The 22,204-nt window shown below is 60.2% G+C and carries 20 protein-coding genes; 12 read left to right on the top strand and 8 right to left on the bottom strand.

Annotation, left to right across the window (positions count from 1 at the left end):
* Positions 1-46: 46 nt before the first annotated feature.
* From FHT86_RS15650 to FHT86_RS15665, 4 genes are read left to right on the top strand one after another with little or no spacing between them, the layout of a single operon-like run.
* Positions 47-379 (top strand): hypothetical protein, encoded by a 333-nt coding sequence (locus FHT86_RS15650; RefSeq protein WP_133707701.1) that lies wholly within the window; start codon positions 47-49, stop codon positions 377-379.
* Positions 369-1,430 (top strand): CobW family GTP-binding protein, encoded by a 1,062-nt coding sequence (locus tag FHT86_RS15655; RefSeq protein ID WP_133707702.1) that lies wholly within the window; start codon positions 369-371, stop codon positions 1,428-1,430. The genes FHT86_RS15650 and FHT86_RS15655 overlap by 11 nt, the downstream gene beginning before the upstream one ends.
* A 16-nt stretch (positions 1,431-1,446) precedes the next feature.
* Positions 1,447-2,676 carry a PotD/PotF family extracellular solute-binding protein gene (locus FHT86_RS15660; protein ID WP_133707703.1) on the top strand — a complete coding sequence of 410 codons (1,230 nt, stop codon included), beginning with the start codon at positions 1,447-1,449 and terminating at the stop codon, positions 2,674-2,676.
* Between the two features lie 5 nt (positions 2,677-2,681).
* A complete protein-coding gene (locus FHT86_RS15665; protein WP_133707704.1) occupies positions 2,682-4,046 on the top strand; it encodes an amidase in 1,365 nt (454 codons plus the stop codon).
* Between the two features lie 125 nt (positions 4,047-4,171).
* Here the strand turns inward: FHT86_RS15665 and FHT86_RS15670 are convergent, their stop codons facing one another.
* From FHT86_RS15670 to FHT86_RS15700, 7 genes are all read right to left on the bottom strand, one after another.
* Positions 4,172-5,332 (bottom strand): M20 aminoacylase family protein, encoded by a 1,161-nt coding sequence (locus FHT86_RS15670; protein ID WP_133707705.1) that lies wholly within the window; start codon positions 5,330-5,332, stop codon positions 4,172-4,174.
* Positions 5,333-5,457: 125 nt separating this feature from the next.
* Positions 5,458-6,810 (bottom strand): serine hydrolase domain-containing protein, encoded by a 1,353-nt coding sequence (locus FHT86_RS15675; protein ID WP_133707706.1) that lies wholly within the window; start codon positions 6,808-6,810, stop codon positions 5,458-5,460.
* Between the two features lie 33 nt (positions 6,811-6,843).
* A complete protein-coding gene (locus FHT86_RS15680) occupies positions 6,844-7,857 on the bottom strand; it encodes an ABC transporter ATP-binding protein (protein ID WP_133707707.1) in 1,014 nt (337 codons plus the stop codon).
* On the bottom strand, positions 7,854-8,912 hold the full coding sequence (locus tag FHT86_RS15685) for an ABC transporter ATP-binding protein (protein WP_133707708.1): 1,059 nt from the start codon (positions 8,910-8,912) through the stop codon (positions 7,854-7,856). Before FHT86_RS15685 ends, FHT86_RS15680 begins: the two co-directional genes overlap by 4 nt.
* 9 nt (positions 8,913-8,921) lie before the next feature.
* Positions 8,922-9,794 (bottom strand): ABC transporter permease, encoded by an 873-nt coding sequence (locus FHT86_RS15690; RefSeq protein ID WP_208116660.1) that lies wholly within the window; start codon positions 9,792-9,794, stop codon positions 8,922-8,924.
* Positions 9,791-10,723: an ABC transporter permease gene (locus FHT86_RS15695; RefSeq protein ID WP_133707709.1), complete on the bottom strand. Its 933-nt coding sequence runs from the start codon at positions 10,721-10,723 to the stop codon at positions 9,791-9,793. Before FHT86_RS15695 ends, FHT86_RS15690 begins: the two co-directional genes overlap by 4 nt.
* A 6-nt stretch (positions 10,724-10,729) precedes the next feature.
* Positions 10,730-12,307: an ABC transporter substrate-binding protein gene (locus tag FHT86_RS15700; RefSeq protein WP_133707710.1), complete on the bottom strand. Its 1,578-nt coding sequence runs from the start codon at positions 12,305-12,307 to the stop codon at positions 10,730-10,732.
* A 251-nt stretch (positions 12,308-12,558) separates the two neighbouring features.
* Between FHT86_RS15700 and FHT86_RS15705 the strand changes: the two genes are divergently transcribed.
* The 3 genes from FHT86_RS15705 to FHT86_RS15715 all read left to right on the top strand — a co-directional run bounded on the left by FHT86_RS15705 (position 12,559) and on the right by FHT86_RS15715 (position 14,666).
* On the top strand, positions 12,559-13,110 hold the full coding sequence (locus FHT86_RS15705) for a TetR/AcrR family transcriptional regulator (RefSeq protein WP_246779526.1): 552 nt from the start codon (positions 12,559-12,561) through the stop codon (positions 13,108-13,110).
* A gap of 431 nt (positions 13,111-13,541) precedes the next feature.
* Entirely contained in the window at positions 13,542-14,315 is a 774-nt protein-coding gene (locus tag FHT86_RS15710; RefSeq protein ID WP_133707712.1) for an SDR family NAD(P)-dependent oxidoreductase, read from the top strand.
* 48 nt (positions 14,316-14,363) lie between these two features.
* Positions 14,364-14,666, top strand: a complete 303-nt coding sequence (locus FHT86_RS15715; RefSeq protein WP_133707713.1) for a putative quinol monooxygenase — start codon at positions 14,364-14,366, stop codon at positions 14,664-14,666.
* Positions 14,667-14,678: 12 nt separating this feature from the next.
* Here FHT86_RS15715 and FHT86_RS15720 read toward each other — a convergent pair whose 3' ends face one another.
* A complete protein-coding gene (locus FHT86_RS15720; RefSeq protein WP_133707714.1) occupies positions 14,679-15,788 on the bottom strand; it encodes a LacI family DNA-binding transcriptional regulator in 1,110 nt (369 codons plus the stop codon).
* A 470-nt stretch (positions 15,789-16,258) separates the two neighbouring features.
* Between FHT86_RS15720 and FHT86_RS15725 the strand changes: the two genes are divergently transcribed.
* From FHT86_RS15725 to FHT86_RS15745, 5 genes are all read left to right on the top strand, one after another.
* Positions 16,259-17,293, top strand: a complete 1,035-nt coding sequence (locus tag FHT86_RS15725; RefSeq protein WP_133707715.1) for a ketopantoate reductase family protein — start codon at positions 16,259-16,261, stop codon at positions 17,291-17,293.
* A gap of 101 nt (positions 17,294-17,394) precedes the next feature.
* Positions 17,395-18,456 (top strand): ketopantoate reductase family protein, encoded by a 1,062-nt coding sequence (locus FHT86_RS15730; RefSeq protein WP_133707716.1) that lies wholly within the window; start codon positions 17,395-17,397, stop codon positions 18,454-18,456.
* Between the two features lie 58 nt (positions 18,457-18,514).
* Positions 18,515-19,621, top strand: a complete 1,107-nt coding sequence (locus FHT86_RS15735) for a sugar ABC transporter substrate-binding protein (RefSeq protein ID WP_133707717.1) — start codon at positions 18,515-18,517, stop codon at positions 19,619-19,621.
* 16 nt (positions 19,622-19,637) lie between these two features.
* A complete protein-coding gene (locus FHT86_RS15740; protein ID WP_133707718.1) occupies positions 19,638-20,663 on the top strand; it encodes an ABC transporter permease in 1,026 nt (341 codons plus the stop codon).
* Entirely contained in the window at positions 20,660-22,177 is a 1,518-nt protein-coding gene (locus FHT86_RS15745; RefSeq protein WP_133707719.1) for a sugar ABC transporter ATP-binding protein, read from the top strand. The genes FHT86_RS15740 and FHT86_RS15745 overlap by 4 nt, the downstream gene beginning before the upstream one ends.
* The last annotated feature ends 27 nt before the right edge of the window (positions 22,178-22,204 follow it).

Raw genomic sequence — 22,204 nt, forward strand, 5'->3', positions numbered from 1 at the left:
CCTTTGGGCTTTCAGCCGGCGGTTTTATCCGAAGGAGGTGGTCGTCATGTGTTCACTGTGCGGTGTGCTCGGCAGCAACGAGCACTGGACCGACGCGGCCGCCCGTCCGGGCGTCTTCACGCGCGGTCGCGCAAGCCCCGACCGGCGGCGCGAACGCGTAGAGCGCGTGCGGGCGGCCAATGAGATGCTTGCAGGTTTCGGCCTTGTCCTGTCCGATTGGCAGGGTGCCTCCTTCGTCTTGTCCACGAAGACGGGCAGGACCGAGATTGTGGAGGATCTCGGACATCTCTGGCCGGCGGCCGAAAGGCTCGTCGGCCGGGCGTGTGATCCGCTCGACGCCGCGTTCATCGCAAGGATGGAGGCGCGGCGTGTGGATTGAGACCGACGGCTTCCTACCGGTCTATCTTCTGACGGGCTTTCTCGGCTCCGGCAAGACGACGCTGCTCAAGCGCATTCTGGCGGACCCGGCCTTTGCCGATACGGCCGTTCTGATCAATGAATTCGGCGAAATCGGGCTGGATCACGATCTTGTTGAGCGCGTCGACGGCGAGATGGTCCTGCTGCGCTCCGGATGCGTCTGCTGCACGGTTCGTGGGGAGCTTGCCGCCACGCTCAAGGACCTCTACTCCCGACGCGAGCGCGGGCTGTTGCCGCCGTTCCGGCGCGTCATCATCGAAAGCACCGGTCTTGCCGATCCCTTCCCGGTGCTGTCGACCATCAAGGCTGATCCTGTCCTCAGGCATCACTTCTGCGCAGGCAGCGTAATTACGACGGTCGATGCGGTGAACGGGTTGCGCCAGCTCGACACCTATATCGAATCCAACCGGCAGGCGGCGATCGCGGACCGGCTAGTCGTGACCAAGACGGATCTCGTGATGGACGGAGAAGGGCAGGCTCTTCGGGAGCGTCTTCGGGTGCTGAACCCCGATGCCCCGATCCTGAAGGCGGCCGATCCCGATCTCGACCTCTCCTCGCTTATCGCTGTCCAAACCGACGTCTCGCCGAGCAGCAGCCTGTCGCGGAGCGGTTTTTACTGCGAGGAGCCGACGCAGCTCATCTCAGCAGATGGCATGCCTCATCAGGCCGCGATTTCCTCAATCGCTCTCAGGATAGACCGGCCCGTCGACTGGACGGCTTTCGGCCTCTGGCTGACCATGCTGCTCAATCGCCACGGGGAGCGCGTCCTGCGTGTGAAGGGCATTCTCAATCTCAGCGGCGAAGAACGTCCGGTCGCGGTTCATGGCGTCCAACATCTGGTGCATATCCCCGTGCATATGGAGGAATGGCCCTCCGACGATCGTGCGTCGCGCCTGGTCTTTATCCTGGATGGATTGGACGGTGCCGTATTGAAACGGTCTTTCGAAGCCTTCACACTGGCACCGGTACCGCAGAGATCGTCTGCCGCACCATCTTTGATCGCGGCGCAATAGGACAACCGGATCCTCCATGAACAAGCATCAGCCCGTCGCAAAAACCGTATCGGCTCCCGCCCTGCACTTGGCCGGCCGGCCACGTCTGCGCATCCTCGGCACGGCGATCTCGCTACTGGAGGAATTGCGGCTTCGTGCGCAGGCTGATCTCGGCATCGATGTGACGTTCGACAACAATGATTTCCTGACGACACAGTACAAAGCGGCGCGCCAACCGGAAACCTACGACATTTACGATCAATGCTTCCACAATCTCGATATCGTCTGGCATTGGCGCGCGATCCAGCCGATCGACACCCAACGCATCGTGTTGTGGGATGAGGTCAACGATCTGACCAAGACCGGCCATATAGGGCCCAATCCAAGACTGGGTCTTGGCGACGTACCCGCACGCAAACTGTTCGTTCAGCCGAACCTCGCTTTGGGCGATACGCCGTCGCGCTTCATCTCGATGCTGCCGACCACCCACAATTTCGACAGTTTCGCCTACCGGACCGATCTGGTGAAGAATGACGTCGGCATGCATTCCTGGAGTGCGTTGTTCGACGAACGTTGGGCCGGTCGGGTCGCTCTGGTGGACGAGCCCGCCATCGGTGTTTTCGATGCGGCGCTGGCGGCACAGGCCGCCGGTCTCATGTCTTTCGACAATATCGGGAACATGTCCATTCAAGAGATCGACCAGTTGATCGAGCTCTTGGAGGAGCGCAAGAAGGCTGGCTTCTTCCGTGGCTTCTGGAAAACCGCCGAAGACGCCGCGCGGCTGATGATCGCCGGCGAGACCAGCGTGCAAAGCATGTGGTCACCCGGCATCGGCATCCTGAATTCCAGGGGCGTTCCGGTCGAGCAGGCCGTGCCGGCGGAAGGCTATCGTGCCTGGCACGGAGGCTTGTGCCTTTCGAAACATCTTAGCGGCCGCCTGCTCGATGTCGCCTACGACTATCTGAACTGGTGGATATCGGGCTGGCCCGGTGCCGTCGTCGCGCGGCAGGGCTATTACATTTCGACGCCGCAACGCTCCCGCCAGTTCATGACATCGGCGGAATGGGATTACTGGTACGAGGGTGCCGCCGCGACCGAAGACCTCCCCGGCCCGGATGGGTTGACGCGGATAGGAAAGGGTTCGGTGCGCAGCGGCGGTTCTTATTGGCAGCGCGCCAATTGCATTGCGGTTTGGAACACGACAATGGATGAGCACAATTATCTCGTGCGTCGCTGGATGCAGCTTGTCGGCGGCAAGGGAGAGTAGGGACAATGACACAAGCCCATCTCGGCAAGTCGATTGCGCAATTGTCGGTCTTGATCCAATCCGGCAGCCTCGACCCGGTCGCGCTGGTCGAGGAGAGCCTGGATGCGATCCGCACCCATAAGGATCAGGCGATCTTCACGCGGCTGCTGGAGACGCGGGCGAAAGAAGAGGCGATTGCCTCGTCGAGACGGCTGCGGGAGGGGCGTTCGCGCGGGCTGTTGGATGGTATTCCGGTCGCCTGGAAGGATCTGTTTGCTATCGCCGGCCTGCCGACGACTGCCGGATCGATCGTTCTCGCGAATGCTGCAGCCGCACAAGAGGATGCGGATGTCGTCAAGGCGCTGAAAGCGGCGGGTATGATCGCCGTCGGCCGGGTCAATATGAGCGAGTTTGCCTTTTCCGGCCTCGGCCTCAATCCGCATTACGGCACGCCGCTCAATCCGCTGGCCTCGGATATGGCCCGGATACCGGGCGGCTCATCTTCCGGCTCCGCCGTCGCTGTCGCTTCCGGATTGGTGCCGGTATCGATCGGCACGGACACAGGCGGCTCGGTGCGCATTCCCTCGGCCTTCAATGGGCTTGTCGGCTACAAGGCAAGTCGCGGCCGCTACAGCATGGCCGGGGTCTTTCCGCTGGCAACCAGTCTCGATTCGCTTGGCCCGCTCTGCCGAAGCGTTCAGGACGCCGTCTGGGTCGATGCGGCGATGCGTGGCCGTGCGGCACCGGACGTCATTCGTGTGGACCCTGCCGGGCTCTCGATCGTTGTGCCGACCAATATCGTGATGGACGATGTCGAGCACGGTGTGGCGCAAGCTTTCGAGGCAGCGCTTGCCCGGCTGAGCGCTGCCGGCGTCAAGGTGCGACACGCCGCTTTCCCGGCTTTCGACGGGCTCTTCCAGGTGATGGCGGATCATGGGCCGCTGGCGACCGCCGAGGCCTTCGTCCTTCACCATCGGCGGCTGGCAGGGCCTGAGGCGCAACGTATGGATCGGCGTGTCGTTGCTCGCACGCGCCTCGGCGAAAAGATCACGCTGGTCGACTATCTCGCAATACTCGGGGCGCGCGAACGACTGATCAAGGACGCGGCGGGTATGCTCGGACCCAATGAGCTCATCGCCTATCCGACCGTCGCCCATGTAGCACCCGCCCTTGCGCCACTGGAAGCGGATGACGAGCTGTTCGTCAAGGTCAACTTCAAGACGCTTCGCAATACCTTGATCGGCAACTTTCTCGATTGGTGCGGCGTGTCCATGCCTTGCGGCACTGGAGAGGCCGGCATGCCGGCGGGATTGCTGTTGTCCGCCCCGCAGGGGCGGGACGAGTCGCTATTGGCCGTGGCAATGGCCCTGGAAGATATCGTCGCCGGATAGATCACCCTGGCACGCATTGTTGGCAAAGATGGCGGCAGGGAGACCAGACGTACACGGGTCGATTCGGTGGGCTTCGCGCTGCGCTCGGCATCGCGGATCTCATCGTGTTCTCCAAGTCTGAACGACTAGACAGCGAGACGCTTTTCGACGATCCGGGCAAGCAGGCTCGCGCCGACGGGCAGAATGCCGTCATCCAGTACGAAGCCGGAATTGTGAACCGGAACCGAGCCGCCGTGGCCGACGGTGCAGTAGACGCCCGGCGTCGCCTGCAACATGTCGGCAAAATCCTCGCTTCCCATGACCGGCTGCGTCTTGAGGTAGACATTGTCGTTTCCAACGATGTCACGCGCGGCATCGGCGTAGAACTCCACCAGTTCGTCGGTGTTCATCAAAACATCGAAGACATTGCGGATATCGACGTCGATTTCCACCTCGAAAGAGGCGGCCAGGCCGGCGGCAATCTCGCGCATCCGCTTGCGCACGAGTTCGTTCACCTCGCGGTCCAGGAAACGGACCGTGCCGGAGACGGTCGCATCCTCCGGCACGACATTGTAGGCGCTGCCCGAATGGATTTGCGTTACCGACACAACGGCTTGTTTCAGCGGGCTGACATTGCGGCTGACGATCGATTGCAGCGCCTGCACAAGCGCCGTTGCGACGATGATCGGATCGCGCGAAACCTCGGGCATCGCCCCGTGGCTGCCGCGGCCATGGATGTGGAAATCGAAGAAATCGGCGCCGGCCATGGCCGCACCGGGCTTGATGCCGATGCGGTAAGGTGCGTCATGGGGCGCATTGTGCAGTCCGTAGATTTCGTCGCACGGAAAGCGATCGAAAAGCCCGTCCGCGAGCATGGCGCGCGCACCACCGCAGCCTTCCTCGCCTGGCTGGAAAATGAACACGGCAGTGCCGGTGAAATCTCGCGTCTCAGCGAGATAGCGCGCGGCGCCTAGAAGCATGGTCGTATGACCGTCATGGCCGCAGCCATGGAAACGGCCGGGAATCTTGGAGGCGTAGCCAAGATTAGTGCGCTCTTCCATCGGCAGCGCATCCATGTCAGCCCGAAGGCCGATCGTGCGCCCCGCCCCCTTATTGCCTCTCAATACGCCGACGACGCCAGTCTTGCCGATGCCGCGATGCACTTCGATACCCCATTCCGCCAGCTTCTCGGCGACGATGCCGGAGGTTCTCACCTCCTCGAAGCCAATTTCCGGATATTCGTGGATATCGCGGCGAATGGCGGTCAATTCGTCTTTGTAGCTGTCAATACGGTCAATGACGGGCATGGGTCTAACCTCTAAAAATCGCCTGGAAAATGAAGGGAGAAAGCGAGGGGCGGAAGGCGTGCCTGGGAAACACGCCGGCAATATCAAATGAGGACTACAATCCGCCCCTTGTACAAAGAATTTCGTTATTCAAAAGAGATGGTCCGGTCTTTCGCATCCGGCACCAATTCGGTTCCGCCGAGGAAGAGTCGTTCCGCCTTTCCATCGGCGCCGAGGCGCAGGGCGGCCCGTTCACCATGGCTGCCAAAGCCGTTTGCGAGGGCGATGTGGCCCTCGGTCGGGCTCGATATTTCAAGCTCGGTCGCGTCAACGAATGGCTTGGCGGCTGAAGGATCGGCGAGAAGAACTTTTTCGCCCATCGGCACAAGGTCGACGGCACCCCAGATGGTCCACCAGCGCCCCGACCACGCGGCAATTTTGGAGGTGGGCGCGCCGCGCAGGCTGAATTGGTGCATGATGGCAACAATACCTTCGACCCAAGGATTGGCAGGGCCATCGATGGCATTGGTGACGATCGAAACGGTGACCCCCCATTCCGGCACGGTGACCGTCCGGCTGATGAAGCCCGGAAACGCGCCGCCATGGCCGAACATGGCATGGCCGTCGATCGACCCCGCCATGGTACCAAGACCATAGTAGCGCACTTCCTTCTGATGCGGCACTTGCCAATGGCGGCGCGTCATCTCGCGGCGGCTGGCAACCGACAATATGCTCGTCGAGGCCGCAGGATCGAGACTTGCAAAAAAGCGCGCGAGATCGCCGGCGGTGCTGACGAAGCCCGTTGCCGCCGCAAGTGCGTAGGTTGCTCCGTCACCGGCAACAGCACCGCGTCCAAACGGCATGCGGCCGCTATGGCCGGCGGCAACCGGCGTGCCCTCTGGCAAAGGCGTATCGGGCAATGTGTGCCGAAGCCCGCTCGGCTCGACCACTTCGCGGCTGATCCAATCATTATAGGTTTCGCCGGTAATGGCCTCGATTGCCAAGCCAAGCAGGCCGAAGCCGAGGTTGGAATATTTGAAGCGGGTATTGGCGTCGATCGCGAGCGGTTCGGCGAGCTGAGCGCGAAGCTGAGCTTCGTCGAAGAAGGGGTTGCGAAGCTGCCAATGTGGCGCGGATGTGCCATCCCGCAAGATACCGGCGCCATGCGAAAGCAATTGGGCAATCGTGACGGTCGCGACGGCGGCGTCGAGGCCTTTGACATATTGACCGATCTTGTCGTCGAGATGCAGGCGCCCTGCCTCGTGCAACTTCATGATCCCGACCGCCGTGAAAGTCTTCGAATGCGAGGCGACGCGAAAACGGTGCTCGGGGGCAAGGGGGGCCTCGGTCTTGAGGTCGGCGACGCCGTAAGCGCGCTCGAGGACGAGTTCGCCGTCCTTTGCGACCGCCAGTACGCAGCCCGGAAGTTCGGCTACCTTCATCTGGTATTCAAGCCATTGCCCGGCATAGCCGAGAGCATCTTTGAGCCATTCAGTCATAGGTGGTCTCCCTAAAATTATGGAAAGCTTGATTTAATTTGTGGAAGCACTTGCAAGAGATGGAGCCGGTTCAGCCGGCATTGCCGCCCAGCAGGCAACCGAATGGCCCGGGGCAACCTCGACTGCCTCGGGTTGGCTGACGGCACAGCGTTCGAAGGCGAGAGGGCAACGGTTTCGAAAGCGGCAGCCGGTCGGCAGATGAACGGGATCGGGCGGGTCGCCGAGGCGCGGTACGGGCTCGTCACGTCGGGCAATATCCATGGATGGGACGGCCGCGAGCAAGGCCTGCGTATAGGGATGTTGTGGATTTTCAAACAGGCGCTGCCGGGGAGCTATTTCGACGATGCGTCCGTAATACATCACGGCAACCCGATCGGCGATATATTCGACGACCGCGAGATTGTGGGATACGAACAGCAAGGCGAGTTCGAATTCCTCGCGCAGATCCCTGAGCAGATTCAGGATCTGTGCCTGCACGGAAACATCGAGCGCCGACACTGGCTCGTCGCAGACGATCAAACTTGGCTGCAGCACGAGGGCACGCGCAATGCCGATGCGTTGCAGCTGTCCGCCGGAGAGTTCGTGCGGATAACGGAAGCGATGCTCCGGCCTGAGACCGACCTTGGCAAAAATCGCCGCCACGGCGTCATCCCGCTCGGACGGCTCCAGCATCTCCTGAATGTCGAGCGCCATGCGCACGGAGGAGCCGACTGTTCGTCGCGGATCGAAACAGGCCTTGGGATTCTGGAATACAAGCTGCGCAAACCGGCGCTGCTGCTTGAGTTTTTCCGGCGGCAGGGAAAACAGATCCTGGTTACGGAAGAAGACTTGGCCCGAACTCGGGCGTTGCAAAGCGAGAACGGTCCGTCCGAGCGTGCTTTTGCCGCAACCGGATTCACCGACAAGGCCCAGGGTCTCGCCGCGCTCGAGCGTGAGACTGACGCCGTCGACCGCATTAACGTAGCCCGAGGTGGCGCCGAACAGTCCCTTGCGCACGGGGTATCGAACGTGCAGCGAATCGACCTGTAAAAGCGGCGGCAATTTCATGGTCTGCCCTCCAGCGGAAGAGACATCTCCGCGACGCTCTGCGGCAGGTTGATCGATCTGTCGCTTGCCCAGCAGCGTGTCCGGTGCCCCTCATGCGACGTCTGAAACGGCGGCTGCTCCGTGAGGCAACGGTCGAGCTGCAGCGAACGGCGAACCTCGCATCGCGGCGCAAAGGCGCATCCTGGCGATGGACGGCTGAGATCGGGAATGCCGCCCGGAATATCCTGCAGGCGGCCCGCGCCGGCATTGCCGAGCCGTGGGGCGGCGCGCAGCAGACCGCGGGCATAAGGGTGCTGTGGCTCTACCAACATCTCAGCCACAGGGCCGTCTTCGACAATTCGCCCCGCATACATGACGGCGACGCGATCCGCGAGTTTGGCAACCACGCCAAGATCATGGGTGACCAGAAGCAGAGACGTTCCGAAATTGCGACAGCTTTCGCGCAGAAGCTCAAGAATCTGCGCCTGAATGGTGACATCGAGCGCGGTTGTCGGCTCATCTGCGATCAGCAGCCGTGGTTTCAGCGCCAGCGCGATGGCGATCATCACGCGTTGTGCCTGGCCGCCGGAAAGTTGATGCGGATAGGCAAGCGCTTTTTCCTCGGGCGCGGGGATGCCGACCGAGCGCAACAGCGCAATCGCACCGTCCCATGCCGCACGGCGATCGAGGCCGCCTTGATGACGCAGCGGCTCCGCGACCTGCCAGCCAATCCGGCGCACCGGATTGAGACAGCCATGCGGCTGCTGGAAGATGATCCCGATGTCGCGGCCGCGCAGTTGCGTGAGCTCCTTCTTTGACATGCCGAGTACATCGCGGCCGTCAAACAGGATCTCGCCGCCGGCAATCGTTCCAGGCGACTGAATCAGCCGGAGGATCGAGAGCGCCAACACCGACTTGCCGGAACCGGATTCCCCGACCAGTCCCAGGATCTCACCGGGCGCGATCGTCAGATCGACGCCTTGGACAGCGTTGACGGTACCGCGCTCCGATTTGAATTGCGTCTGGAGGGCGCGGATATCGAGAAGCGGTTTGGCGTGTGAGGGAGGGGAGGTCATCAGCATATCTCAACTCTGCGGGTCCAGGACGTCCCGCAGCCCGTTGCCGAGGATGTTCAAGCCAAAAATCGAAATGAAGAGAGCCATGCCCGGCGCCGCGACGGCCCACCAGGCCGAGAAAAGATAGGTGCGCGAATTGACGAGCATGACACCCCATTCGGGTGCAGGCGGCTGGGTTCCGAGTCCTGCGAAGGACAGCGCCGACGCGAGAAGTGCGGCGAGCGGCGTTGCGAAGGAGAGATAGACGATCAGCGGTGAGAGCACGTTGGGCAAGACCGTGAAGAAGAGGATTTCGGTCTCGCTCGCTCCAAGTGCTCGAGCGCTGACAACATAGTCTTCACGCTTGACCGTCAGGACGGTGCTGCGCACCAGTCGCGCATACCCTGGTATGCCGGCAATTCCGACCGCGGCCATGCCTGTCCACAGGCTCGGACCCAGGATTGCGACAACGACCAGCACCATGAGGATGTAGGGAAAAGCCAGCAGGATGTCGATCATGCGCATGATGATCCCATCGGCAAGCGCCGAACCCGCGCCGGCGATCAGCCCGAGCGTCGTGCCGATCGTCGCTGAAATTGAAGCGGTGACCGCGCAGATGAGCAGGAAGTAGCGCGTGCCGTACATGATGCGGCTGAACAGGTCCCGGCCGACTTCGTCGGTACCGAACCAATGCTGCCAGGTCGGTGGCTTCAGCCGGCCCATCGGATTGATAGCAAAGGGATCGTAGGGCGTGATCAGAGGCGCGAAGGCCGCGAGAAGGATAAGTACGGCGAGCACACTGCCGCCGAGCGCGGCAGACGGATTTCGGAGCAGGCGGCGAAAGAGCTGTCGCCCGCGTGATGGCATATGAAAGATCGGTTCTTCGATGAGGATATCGCTCATGACACCAACTCCACGCGTGGATCGAGCCAGGCATATAAAACGTCAGCAACGAGATTGATGACGAGGTAGGTCACCGCGCTTACCAGGATGATCGCCTGCGTCAGGGCAAAGTCTCGCCATTGGATCGCGTTGACCGCCAGTTCACCGATGCCATGCCAGCTGAAGATGGTTTCGACGATGAAGGCGCCGCCGAGCAGATTGCCGATCTGCAACCCGACCACCGTTAAGACGACGATCAGGGCATTGGGAAGCGCGTGCCGCAGGAGGAGCGCGGTTTCACTGGCACCCCTTGCGCGCGCCGCCTGGATGTAGTCCCGGCGCAGGACATCGATCATGCTGGCGCGTGCGACACGCGATAGCGGTGCCGCTTCAATCAGGCCTAGCGACAACGCAGGCAGAAGAATGGCCATCGGACCGTGCGGGACGACGGGCAGCAGTCGCAACCATACCGACACGACCAGGATCAGCAGCAGTCCGAAAAAGAATGCCGGCATTGAGATGCCGAACAAGCCGATGGTGGTGGCCGTGACGTCAAGCCAGGTGTTGCGCTTGGCCGCGGCGAGAATGCCGGTGACAAGTCCGATCACCAGCGCAATGACGAGCGATGCGCCGGTCAAAAGGATCGTATTGACGTAGCGGTAGCCGATTTCGTCGATGACGGGCTTACGCAAGCGTATGGACTCGCCGAGATTGCCGTGCAGCAGATCGGCCACATAGAAATAGAACTGCTGATACCATGGCAGATCCAGATGGTATTTGGCGCGAAGCGTGGCGATCGCCTGCGCGGCATCCTTTTCCGACAGCTGTCCCTGGTACATGGCAGTGACAGCGTCGGTCGGGATCAGGGCCTTCATCAGGAAGGTGATCAGCAAAATGCCGATCACCACCGGGATGAGGAGGAGTAGACGCCTGACAACGTACTGAGCCATGGCCGGTTATGCCGTAATCTTGAGATCGCCAGCGTAGAGATAGCCAAGATAGTCGAGGCGATACCCCTCGAGCGTCTTTTGGGTGACGGTAATCGGCCAGTCAGTCAGTAGCGGCAGGATCAGCCGGTCTTCCAGTATTGCCTGTTGCGCATCGCTGACGAATTGCATGCGCTTAGCCGGATCGAGTGCCGTGTCCGCGCCGTCCAGGGCGTTGTCGATTGCAGAATTGACAGGCAGGAGCTGCCGGTGGCCTGGAGAGCGGAAGAGTTGCGACATGACGCTCGGATCGGACCAGGTCCAGCGATTGAGATCCATGTCCCAATCGGGCTTCAATAGGCCGGGGTAGAAAGTGCCCCAGTCGGCTGTGCTAACATCGACCTGAATGCCGACTGCGGCCAGATTGGCCTGAATGACGGCTAGGGCTCGTTCCGTTGTGCTGTCGGCATAGCTACGAACGGTGAAGTGGGCGGCGACACCATTCTTGGCGCGGACGCCGCCGTTGTCTTTCCAGCCGGCTGCGTCGAGAAGCTCCATGGCCTTTGTCGCATTGAAGGGCGTGCCGTATTTCTGGGCTACGGCGTCGTCGTAGCCGGGAATGCCGCGAGACAGCGGGCCGAGCGCAATCGTGCCGTTGCCGCCGAATGCCGCCGCCAGCACGGAATCGCGGTCGATGGCATAGCTGATCGCCTCGCGGAACGCCTTGTCGTCGAAAGGTGCCTTCTTGTAGTCGAACTCCATGAACATCAGGTTCTTGGCATGCTGATCGTTGATGATCGCGTATTGCGGGTCATCGGTCAGTGGCTTCACCGCGTCGGCCGTCAACTGAGCCGCATCAAGTTCCTGCGTCTGCAGCGCCGAGGTGACGACGCCTTCCTCGGTCATGACATTGAGCGTGATGCCATCGAGATAGGGCAGACCTTGATTGGCGGCGTCCGGACGGAACTGTTTGAAATTCGGATTGCGGACGAGTTCGATCTTCGTGCCGGGCGTCCAGCTGTCGAACATGAACGGTCCGGTGCCGACGGGGTGGCGTGCATAGGCGGAACCGGCGGCTTTGACGGCTGTCGGCGAATTGAATCCGAAATAGGACTGCCCGAGGAGATTGATGAACGGCGCGAAGGGCTTCGAGAAATGGAAGACGACGGTGGTGTCGTCAGGTGCGTCGACCTTCTGCAGCGGACCGATAATGCCCTTGGAAGGCGAAGCGCTATTCGGATCCAGGATCGTATCGAACAGGAATTTAACGGCATCGGCGTTGAACGGCGTGCCGTCGTGGAAGGTTTTGCCGCTCTTCAGCTTGAAGGTGATGGCCGTGCCGTCCGCGCTTGCCTGCCAGGATTCGGCGAGCCACGGCTGAGCCTGACCCTTGTCGTCGAGGTAGATCAGGCTTTCGAGAATGTAGTTGCCCAATACGCTGCTGACGGCAAGCGATATGCTCTGCACATTATAAAGGCCTTCAGGATCAATTTGTAGGCGAAAACGCGCCACTGACGGCGATTGGGCGCGAGACGGAAGCGGAAGGCCAAGCGCCAGAGTGCCGGCAGATACAGCGGATAAAAGCGTAAATTGACGTCGGTTAAGCATGGAAATTCCCCTTTTTATTATTGAGGGAATGATTCCGTGACACCCATTGGTGCAAAGGGGCGTCACGCCCTCTAATCCGAATATTTACTCGGATTTGCGTTTGACGCAAGGGCAGATATTTGTGCAGGTGCAATTTTCTTGCCAGAATGGAATCGTGCCGGAAAAGGGAGAATCAAATGCCGGGGAAATCGAGCGCGGCGGCCAAGCGAACACCGGTTCAGGCCCGCTCGCGTAAAATCAAGGCGACGATCATGGAGGCTGCCCACAACGTCATGAGGGAGCGGGGAATCCGGGCCATCACGACGAATTCGATCGCCGAGCGCGCCGATATCAAAGTCGCTTCGATCTACGACTATTTTCCGAACAAAGAAGCAATCATCGCCGAGATCTACGAGGAGAAGCTCGCTCAGGTCCGCAATTTCCTAGAGAAAGGCACGAAGAAGATCGAAAAGAAGGACTGGCGCACACAGCTTGCCGGTCTTCTGCGGGAAACCTGGACTTATCAGCTGGATATTGGGCTAGATCGTACAATAGTCGACGCGTCCTACTACTACGAAGATCTGCTGCGTATCGCCCGTGCTCACTCACATTTGTTTGCCTCGAATTACGTGGAGCTTTTAACCCGGCTAGGCTCGAGGTGGACCGAAGATCAGCTCTTCGATCTTGGAATCAGCATTTATACGCTGGTAAATGCAACATGGAGTTATTGGCGTCTAACCGAAACGCAGGAGCCCGTCGCCATCGAACGCCAAATCATGCTCACTGTGGCACTGATCGAGCCTGCTCTGGAACAGCCTGTTTAGGAATACTGGCATTGAATATGCCTTTCCAATGCCGCTTGGCAGATGGGTTGGTTGCACGCCTCCCGCCGGCATCGAAAGTGCCATGAGTATGTGGTCCATGAGCCATGGATGGGCATGATTTCCACTGCTGGTCGACGGTCCTACTCCCCGCCGACGCTTTCGGGAACAGATCAAAATACCATTGATGCCATTGTCGCCGACGCGGCAGAGCGATGGCGATCCTTCTTGGGTGGAGACGACAGTAGATGTCGTCCCCACCCAGTGGGATCATGCACTGCTGTAAGGGCAGCGCGTCGCTGAGTTTTCCGTTTCTGGATCGACGCACTCCGCTAGAGGTGAACGGATGAAATCCAAAATGGATAATTGTACGGTTCTCATCCCGAAAATTATTCGTAGTCTTTCCCGAAGAGCTTGGGAGGAGCGACGAAATAATGGCGGATACGAAGCTTTGCATTCTGACGGGTGCTGCCGGTGAAGTTGGTCGGGCAACAGCCAGACGCTTCGCGGAAAGCGGCTGGTCGATGATCCTGTGCGATCGCACTACCGAGGTCGCAATTCTTGCGAAGGAACTTTCGGCCGAGTTCGGCCGCACCTGTCTGGGCATTCAGATGGATCTGGCGAACGATCAGGAAGTCGACCAGGTTGCAAAGACGGCTTCTGACACCGGCATTCCACTGCGCTTTCTAGGCCTCGTGGCCGCGATCAACCATCCGGCTGTCAGCATCGAGAACATGGATATGGCCATATGGGACCGGGTGCACAACGTAAATCTGCGCGCGAACGTCAAGTTCATCAGCGCGTGTGTGCCGCTGCTGCGCAAGGCGGGTAAGGCTTCCATCGTGACTGTTGCCAGTTTCTGGGGCCGTGAAGGCCATGCCTATTTCAGCCCCTATTGCGCATCGAAAGCCGCACTGATTTCGCTGACGCAGAGTGTCGCCGCGGAACTTGCGCCGGATATCAGGGTAAACTGCGTTGCTCCGGGCAATATCAACACGCCGATGCATTTCAACGCGCTTGCGGTTGAGGCCGAAAAACGCGGAATTTCCGCGGATGAAATGCGTGAGATCGAATGGGGCAAGATCCCCATGGGTCGTCCTGCGGAAACGGCGGAGATAGCATCTGCAATTCATTTTCTGTCTACCGACGACGCCAGCTATTTCATAGGCGCGACGCTGGACGTCAACGGCGGCTGCCGATTCACCTAACTAGGCGGCAATCGAGACGCGAATTGGAAGTTCAGGGGAGAAGAACGAATGTCGGACCAGCTAACGGTCATCGCGCATCTGGTGGCGCGCCCGGATAAGATCCAGGACACCAAGGAATTTCTGATGTCGCTGATCGAGCGCACGCGCTCGGAAGCGGGCTGCGTCGATTATCATTTGCATCAGAGCCAGGAAGACCCTGCGAACTTTGCGTTCTATGAAAATTGGACCAATCGCGCAGCGCTGGATGAGCATATGGAAACGCCGTATCTCAAGGAACTGATTGCACGAAAGAACGAGTTTTTCAAAGTAGACCCGGACATCCGCATGTTGACGATGATTTCGCCGCGATGACATCCGTCTGGTTCAAACGCTTATCGGCTCCGATTGGGTAACAATCGGCGAAGGATCGGAACTCGATCCAGGCTTGCGTGCCGGTCCGGTACTGCCTCTTAGCACCAGATGAGGGGTGAGGAGTATGCGTTTTACCGGTTGCGAGTGATTTTTGATCAGGCTCATCAGCAGGTCGGCGCTCTCGAATCCGAGGTCGCGGCCGGCGGTGTGCAAAGTGGTCAATGGCGGCGACAACAGGTTCATGAACGGTAGATCGTTGACGCCGGCAAGTGAAATCTGTTCGGGACAAGCGACGCCAGCCGACTTCAGGGCGACGAGGCAGCCGACGGCGAGCAGGTCGTTGAAGGCGAGGACGGCGGTGCTGGTCAGTCCGGATGCAAGCATATGTCCCATGATCCGCTCACCTTCCGCGACATCATAGGCTCGCGCCTCAACGACATCGAAACGACAACCGGCCGCCTTCGCAAGGCGGGTCGCCGCATTGAACCCCGCCAGCCTGTTTTGAGCGGTAGAGGCCGCGAGCGGCGGCGTTACATAGGTGATGTCCTTATGACCCAGTTCAAGAACGTGCTCGACGATCGCCTGAACGCCTGCCGCATCGTCCATCGCGACCGAAGACATCCGGGCGTGCCGAGGATCCCGAAGAACGGCGACGGTCGGTATGCCCAGTTCCAGGCAAAGCTCGACTGACGGGTCGTTCAACTCGAAGCTTGCGACGACGAGCCCAGCGACGAACTGGCTGCTCATGCGCTCGACGATTGATCGGAGTTTGATGGGACTGTAGTCCGAGTTCGCAACGAACGTGACATAGCCATCTTCCGCGACGCGTTCTTCTACCGAAGCGATGATGGGAGAAAACAGGGGATCGCTGAGATTGGGGACGATGAGGCCGATCGTTCCCGTCTTCTGCGTCCGAAGGCTGGAGGCGAGACTGTTGCGCTTGTAGCCGAGCTGCTCGGCAACCTTTTCGATCTTGCGGACGACCTTGCTCGATATCCGATGGCTCGTCCCTGGATTCAGCGCACGCGACGCGGTCGAGACGTGCACGCCGGCGCCGTTGGCGACGTCGACGATGGTGACGCGCGGGCGCTTGCTTTGGTGACGCTGCGGGGTATCGCTCATTCGGTGCCGGGTTACTTCAACGTTCGGATTCGATTAACTGGGAAAATAAGCGATCAAACCTTTGCACACAAGGTGGGTAATAGAGTGACGGCGGCCGACTTACAGTCACCCCAGGCGAACGAGCTATTTCCATCTATGCAATCTTTGATGTTGAGTGCTGTTCGGAATTCCCCTTTTGGTAAGCGACGGCGCAGTCGGCAAGCCCTGAGCGCGTCCTTTTGCCGGCCTGCTTTTTCGAAAGCGTGACACTGTTGAAAAAGTTTTTTTAGATTTAGACAAACGGTTGCTCTTACTTCAAATTTTTATAAGCGGTTGGATAATTTATAAAAATCGACAAAAGGCCGGGTTTTTGGACGAGCAGTTGCAAAAATTTGAGCAAACGTTTGCACTTGACTCGATTGGCGATGCTCTCTAACCATGCCTGCGGATGGAACGGCACAGTGCGGTGCCGGAAATGGAGAGAACGCACGATGTCCTGGGAATCTGAGCGCAATTTGAAGATTGCATTCGTCGGCACCGGCGCGCAGGGCGCGTCGATCGGCGCCGACTTTGCGCTTGCCGGCCTCGACGTGACGTTCATCGAACAATGGCCGGAGCATGTCGACGCAATGAACAAGCACGGCATCACCGTCAACATGCCTATGCGGTCCATTTATGCAAACGTTCGCGCAAAACATCTTTGCCAGGTGGCCGAATTACGGCAGCGGTTCGACGTCATATTCCTCGTGGTCAAGGCTTATGACACCCGCTGGACATGTCAGCTGGTTGAGCCGGTTCTTGCGTCTGAGGGACTTGTCGTAGGTGTCCAGAACGGAATGACGCAGCATGCGATCGCGTCCGTCGTCGGCGCTGAGCGAACGGTCGGGGCCGTATTCGACATGGCCTCCAACATGTTCACGCCCGGCGTGACAAACCGGCAGAACGATCACGATACGTCCTGGTTTGCGCTCGGCGCGCTCGATCCGGCGAATCGTGAGCGTGTGGAAAGAGTTGCTGAATTGCTGCGGCTGAGCGGTCGCGTCGAGGTAACGGACGATATCGCCTCGGCCAAGTGGATGAAGCTGATCGTTAATGCAGCGCAGTTGGTTCCGTCCGCGATCCTCAATCTGCCGTTTGCAGAGGCGGTCAGGGTGCCCGGGATGGCAAAGGTGATGCGAGCAGCCGGTTACGAGGCGATGCGCGCGGCTCAGGCTGACGGTGCAAGCATTGTTCCGATCCTTGGTATGCCTCCGACGACGACGAATGATCCCGAGCGCTATGTCGACGAGATCTTCGACGAAGTGCTCAAGACCTTCATGATGCCGGATACGCTGACGACCGTCCTTCAGGACTGGCGCAAGGGTCGGCGCGGAGAGGTCCTGGATATCAACGGACATGTCGTGGAGACGCTGGAAAGAGCGGGGCAAGGCGCTCCGGTCAACCGCCGGATCGTCGAGATCGCCCGCTCGATCGAGCAAGGAAGTCTGACGGCGCAAGTGACGAACAGTTCCCTCTTTGCGGCGTGACAAGGCGCTTGCGACCTGAGGTTCAAAGGTCCGGCAGACCGGACAGGATTGACTGAAACAATGCGTGCACGAGCCGCACGCCATCGGAGAAGGAGAGTCATATGGGTTGGGATAAGGCGCGCGGCCCGCGGATCGCATTTCTGGGAACAGGGGCACAAGGCGCGTCCATCGGGGCCGACTTCGTATTGGCCGGGCTCGACGTCACCTTCATCGAGCAGTGGCCGGACCATGTCATGGCCATCCGCGAGCACGGGATCACCGTGAATCTGCCGAGCCGCACCATCAATGCGAAGGTCCCGGCGCTGCATCTCTGCCAGGTGGCGGAAATCAAGGAGCCTTTCGACGTCGTTTTTCTCGTGGTCAAGGCCTACGACACCAAGTGGGCATGCCAGCTCATCGAACCCTGCCTTGCTCCGGACGGAGTGATCGTCGGGCTTCAGAATGGCATGACGCATGAGGACATCGCCGCCGTGGTTGGTCGCGAGCGCACGATCGGTGCTGTGATCGAGATCGCTTCCAACATGTTCGTTCCCGGCGTCACGAACCGGCAGAACGATCATGACACGTCGTGGTTCGCACTCGGCGCGCTCGACCCCAAGACGCAGGAGCGGGTGGAAGACGTTGCCGATCTGCTGCGCAATTCCGGCACGGTCGAAGTGATGGAAGACATTCGTTCCGCAAAGTGGATGAAGCTCGTCGTCAATGCCGCCGAGCTCATCCCATCGGCGATCATCAACCTGCCGCTGGCGGATGCTGCACGCGCACCCGGCATGCTCGAGGTCATGCGGGCGGCGGGATACGAGGCAATGCAGGCAGCATTGGCGGACGGCGCCAAGATCGTCCCGATCATCGGCATGCCGCCGGTCACGACGAACCATCCGGAGCGCTACGTCGATCAGATCTTCGAGGAAGTGCTGAAGACCTTCTCGCAGGCCGACACGCTGACGACGTCGCTTCAGGACTGGCGCAAGGGGCGCCGCGCTGAGGTGCAGGAGGTCAACGGATGGGTCGTCGATATCCTTCGTGCCCATGGGCAGAAAGCGCCGGTAAATCAGCGCGTTATGGAGGTCGCCTACGATATCGAGGCCGGCCGGATCGAAGCGCGACCAGAGAATGCGGCCCTAATGATCGAAACATACCGGGCCGTGGCCGACCGTCGATAAGTCGCGGCGGTCGGGCGGCAGGCGAAGCATCAACTTTTAACCTGAGGAGGAGAATGGCATGAAATCACATCTGAAATTCGGCGCCATCGCGCGATGGCTTCTGACGTCCGCAGCGGTCTGCGCGAGCATCGCATTACCGGCCGCGCATGCGAACGCCGGCGAGGCGAAGGGTGGCAAGCTAATCGTCGGCATCGACGAGACGGCTTCCGAATATTGGTCGGAATATCTGCAGGGCGTGAAGGACATTGGCGAGTCGCTCGGCAAGGATCCGACCGTGCTCACCAGCAACTATCAGGGCGATCAGCTGCTCGCGCAGCTCGGGGCCACCTATTCCGCTGGCTGCAATCAGTGCGCTCTTGCCACCGATCCGTCGTCGAATGCGTTCGTCAAGGCTGTGGTCAACCGGTCGGCCAAGGCGAAGGTCCATGTCGTCACGATCTGGAATCGGCCCGAGGACATCCATCCCTGGGATACGGAATCCAAATATTGGGTCGCCCACACCTCCTTCGATGGTGTGATGTCGGGCTATTATCAGGTCATGGCGCTTTGCAAGGCGCTGAACGGCAAGGGCAAGATCGCCGCGATCGAAGGCGTGCCGTCCACCCCACCGGCCTATCAGCGCATCGCCGGCCTGAAAAAGGGCCTAAAGGAATGCCCCGGCCTTGAGCTCGTCGACACGCAGGTCGGCGACTGGCAGGAAACCAAGGCGCAGAATATCACCCGCACCTGGCTTGCGCGCTATGGAGATCAGCTGCAGGGCATCTTCGCATCCAACGATGCCATGGGCCGCGGCGCTGTCGCCGCGCTGAAGGAAAAGGGACTGAACGGCAAGGTTCTGGTCACCGGTTCCGACGGTTCGAATATCGGGCTGGAAATGGTCAAGAACGGCGACATGCTGGCGACCGTCTGGAACGATCCCGTCCTGCAGGGCGCAGTTTCCATGTCGCTTGCCTATGCGGCCGCCGTCGGCGACATCGATGCCGAGAAGCTCACCCATGCGCAGCGCGACTTCTACATCAAGCAGGATGTCGTGACCAAGGACAATGTCGACAAGTATCTCGACCTGAAGAAGAACGCGCCGAAATACACCTACGACGAAATCAAGAAGGACTTCTGGAAGGACTCGGCAGGTCAGATTCCGGAAGGCGCAAACGAGAACAAGTAATCGGAAGGAGGGGTCGATGGAGGCCGCTACCAGTATGAACTCCAAAACGGTCGCTCGCTCGCTGACGCTTTTTGGCGAGATCAGAAGCAAATCGTCATGGACCCAGTTTGCGGGCCCCGTTGTGGCGCTCATCGTGCTGTCCGTGGGCTTCCAGCTGGTCAGCGGTAGCTTCTTTACGATCGACAACCTCAAATCCGTGATAGAGGCAGCGGCGGTTCCCGCAATTCTCGCCGCTGCCATCAGCTTCGTCGTCATCATGGGATCCATCGATCTATCGCTGGAAGGCACCATGGCGACGACGAGCATGATCGTTGCCCTTCTCGTCGCAAACGGGGTCAACGGCAACGATTACGGCATGGTCGGATTGCTGGCGGCGCTGGCCGTCGGCCTCGCCTTCGGCCTCTTCAACGCCGTCCTCAATGCGGTGCTGCAGATGCCGTCGCTGATCGTGACGCTCGGAACCTGGTTCGTCGGGCTGGGCATCGCGGCAGTCCTGTTTCCTGCCCGTGTCCCGCAGATCAACGATCCGCTCATTCTCAACCTTGCCCGCCTCCGGCTCTTCGATTTGAGCCTGGTCGTCTACATCGCGCTCGCCGTCATCGTCGTCAGCCAATTGGTCCTGAACTTCACGAGGCTCGGGCGCATGATCTACGCGATCGGCGGCGACGAAGGCCTGCTCGTGGCTTCCGGCCTGCGTATTCGATGGGTCAAGATCGCCGCTTTCTCGATTTGCGGTTTGCTGGCCGGCATGTGCGGCGTGCTGCTGTCCGCACAGCTCAGCACCGGAAATGCGAATATCGGCAGTGGACTTCTGTTTCCGGCCATCAGCGCGGCCGTTCTTGGCGGCACTGTGCTGACGGGCGGGCGCGGCGGCGCGGTTCAATCCGCGCTCGGTGCGTTGATCCTGGAGGTGCTGAACAATGGCCTCATCCAGATCGGCGCCGGTCCCTACACCCGCCACATCATCAGCGGCGCGGTCATCGTGATCGCCGTCGCCGCAGGCGGCTGGCATCGCCGCCGCAAACTGAGGGTCGTAAAATGACAGGCTCGCTCGTTCTCAAAGGTGTCCGCAAGACCTACGGCAGCGTCGTCGCACTCGAAGGCATCGATTTGGAAATTCCCGCGGGCCAGGTGCTCGGGCTGATCGGCCAAAACGGCTCAGGCAAGTCCACACTGCTGAAGATATTGGCGGGGCTGGCGGCGCCGGATCAAGGTGAGATCATTCTCGACGGGCAGCCGATCGTCCTGGATTCGGCCGCGACAGCTAGTCGCTACGGCATCGGCATGGTGCATCAGGAGCAGTCCCTGATCCCCAACCTGACCGTTGCGGAAAATATCTTCCTGGATAAGCCGCACCCTGCCAAGAGAAACGGCCTCTACCGATGGGGCGCTCTGAACAGGGCCGCACAGGCGCAGCTGCATAAGATCTCGGTCGAGTTGCCGACCCGCGCGCTTGTCGAGGATTTGCGGTTTGCCGAGCGCCAGCAGGTCGAACTTGCCAAGGTTCTGGCGATCGAGGAACTCGTCGACAGACCGCCGATCATCCTGTTCGACGAGCCGACCTCGGTTTTGACGCCGGATGAGATCAAGCTTCTCTTCAAGCAGATCAACAGATTGCGCGGCAACGCGACGATCGTCTTCGTGTCGCACCGTCTGGAAGAGGTCTTGGAAATCAGCGACCGCATCGTCGTCATGACCGACGGCCGCAAGGTGGCCGAGAGAGACAGCGGTTCGGTTGACCGCAATGAACTCTATGAACTGATGGTCGGTCGGCAGCGGGTTACCGATGCCAGATCGGATCGGAAGCCCGCAGGGCAGGCCTCGACGCCGGTTCTCAAGATCGAGCGGCTGAGCAGCGGCCAGCATTTTCGCAACGTCAACTTCGAACTTCGGCGCGGCGAAATCCTCGGCATCGCCGGCGTGCTCGGCTCCGGGGCCGAGGAAGTTTGCCGGGCAGTCTTTGGCGCCGAACGCGTCGATGCGGGAAAGATCGCGATCGAGGGCAGGGCGGCAAATCCGGCCAGCCCGCGAATAGCGGTTCGGCAGGGTATCGGATATCTTCCGGCCGACCGCCGCGCGGAGGGGATGCTTCCGAGCCGATCGCTGTTCGAGAATGCCGTTCTCACATTCGGGCTGGACTACGGCTGGCGCTCCCTCGTTTTGCGGCGCGGCAAGGAACGGCCGGTTGCACTCGAATGGATGAAGCGTCTAAAGGTGAAGATGCACACGCCCTATGCGCCCATCTCCAGCCTCAGCGGCGGCAACCAGCAGAAGACTGTACTTGCGAAATGGCTGATGGCCAGGAAACTCAAGGTCCTCCTGCTCGACCATCCCAGCCGCGGGCTGGATCCCGGCGCGCGGGATGATCTCTTCACCGTCATCCGGGAACAGGCCGACAAAGGCCTGTCGATCGTCTTCGTTGGCGACACGATCTCCGAGTTGTTGGAGCTTTCCGACCGGATCGTCGTGATGCGGGACGGCGAGATTACCGCCCGTTTCGACCTGACGGTTGGAGCAATGCCGAAGGAAGAGGAAGTCGTTGCGGCCATGGTCTGACGTGGTTTGGCCAGGCTTCGCTTCGAA

Origin of the sequence: Rhizobium sp. BK313 (genome assembly GCF_014193655.1) — a bacterium.
Classification (GTDB): Bacteria; Pseudomonadota; Alphaproteobacteria; order Rhizobiales; family Rhizobiaceae; genus Rhizobium.

Bases quoted from the DNA above. Each gene is read 5' to 3' on its own strand.
- FHT86_RS15650 (WP_133707701.1), top strand. From the start codon at position 47: ATGTGTTCACTGTGCGGTGTGCTCGGCAGCAACGAGCACTGGACCGAC.
- FHT86_RS15660 (WP_133707703.1), top strand. From the start codon at position 1,447: ATGAACAAGCATCAGCCCGTCGCAAAAACCGTATCGGCTCCCGCCCTG.
- FHT86_RS15665 (WP_133707704.1), top strand. From the start codon at position 2,682: ATGACACAAGCCCATCTCGGCAAGTCGATTGCGCAATTGTCGGTCTTG.
- FHT86_RS15670 (WP_133707705.1), bottom strand. From the start codon at position 5,332: ATGCCCGTCATTGACCGTATTGACAGCTACAAAGACGAATTGACCGCC.
- FHT86_RS15675 (WP_133707706.1), bottom strand. From the start codon at position 6,810: ATGACTGAATGGCTCAAAGATGCTCTCGGCTATGCCGGGCAATGGCTT.
- FHT86_RS15680 (WP_133707707.1), bottom strand. From the start codon at position 7,857: ATGAAATTGCCGCCGCTTTTACAGGTCGATTCGCTGCACGTTCGATAC.
- FHT86_RS15685 (WP_133707708.1), bottom strand. From the start codon at position 8,912: ATGACCTCCCCTCCCTCACACGCCAAACCGCTTCTCGATATCCGCGCC.
- FHT86_RS15690 (WP_208116660.1), bottom strand. From the start codon at position 9,794: ATGAGCGATATCCTCATCGAAGAACCGATCTTTCATATGCCATCACGC.
- FHT86_RS15695 (WP_133707709.1), bottom strand. From the start codon at position 10,723: ATGGCTCAGTACGTTGTCAGGCGTCTACTCCTCCTCATCCCGGTGGTG.
- FHT86_RS15700 (WP_133707710.1), bottom strand. From the start codon at position 12,307: ATGCTTAACCGACGTCAATTTACGCTTTTATCCGCTGTATCTGCCGGC.
- FHT86_RS15705 (WP_246779526.1), top strand. From the start codon at position 12,559: ATGGAGGCTGCCCACAACGTCATGAGGGAGCGGGGAATCCGGGCCATC.
- FHT86_RS15710 (WP_133707712.1), top strand. From the start codon at position 13,542: ATGGCGGATACGAAGCTTTGCATTCTGACGGGTGCTGCCGGTGAAGTT.
- FHT86_RS15715 (WP_133707713.1), top strand. From the start codon at position 14,364: ATGTCGGACCAGCTAACGGTCATCGCGCATCTGGTGGCGCGCCCGGAT.
- FHT86_RS15720 (WP_133707714.1), bottom strand. From the start codon at position 15,788: ATGAGCGATACCCCGCAGCGTCACCAAAGCAAGCGCCCGCGCGTCACC.
- FHT86_RS15725 (WP_133707715.1), top strand. From the start codon at position 16,259: ATGTCCTGGGAATCTGAGCGCAATTTGAAGATTGCATTCGTCGGCACC.
- FHT86_RS15730 (WP_133707716.1), top strand. From the start codon at position 17,395: ATGGGTTGGGATAAGGCGCGCGGCCCGCGGATCGCATTTCTGGGAACA.
- FHT86_RS15735 (WP_133707717.1), top strand. From the start codon at position 18,515: ATGAAATCACATCTGAAATTCGGCGCCATCGCGCGATGGCTTCTGACG.
- FHT86_RS15740 (WP_133707718.1), top strand. From the start codon at position 19,638: ATGGAGGCCGCTACCAGTATGAACTCCAAAACGGTCGCTCGCTCGCTG.
- FHT86_RS15745 (WP_133707719.1), top strand. From the start codon at position 20,660: ATGACAGGCTCGCTCGTTCTCAAAGGTGTCCGCAAGACCTACGGCAGC.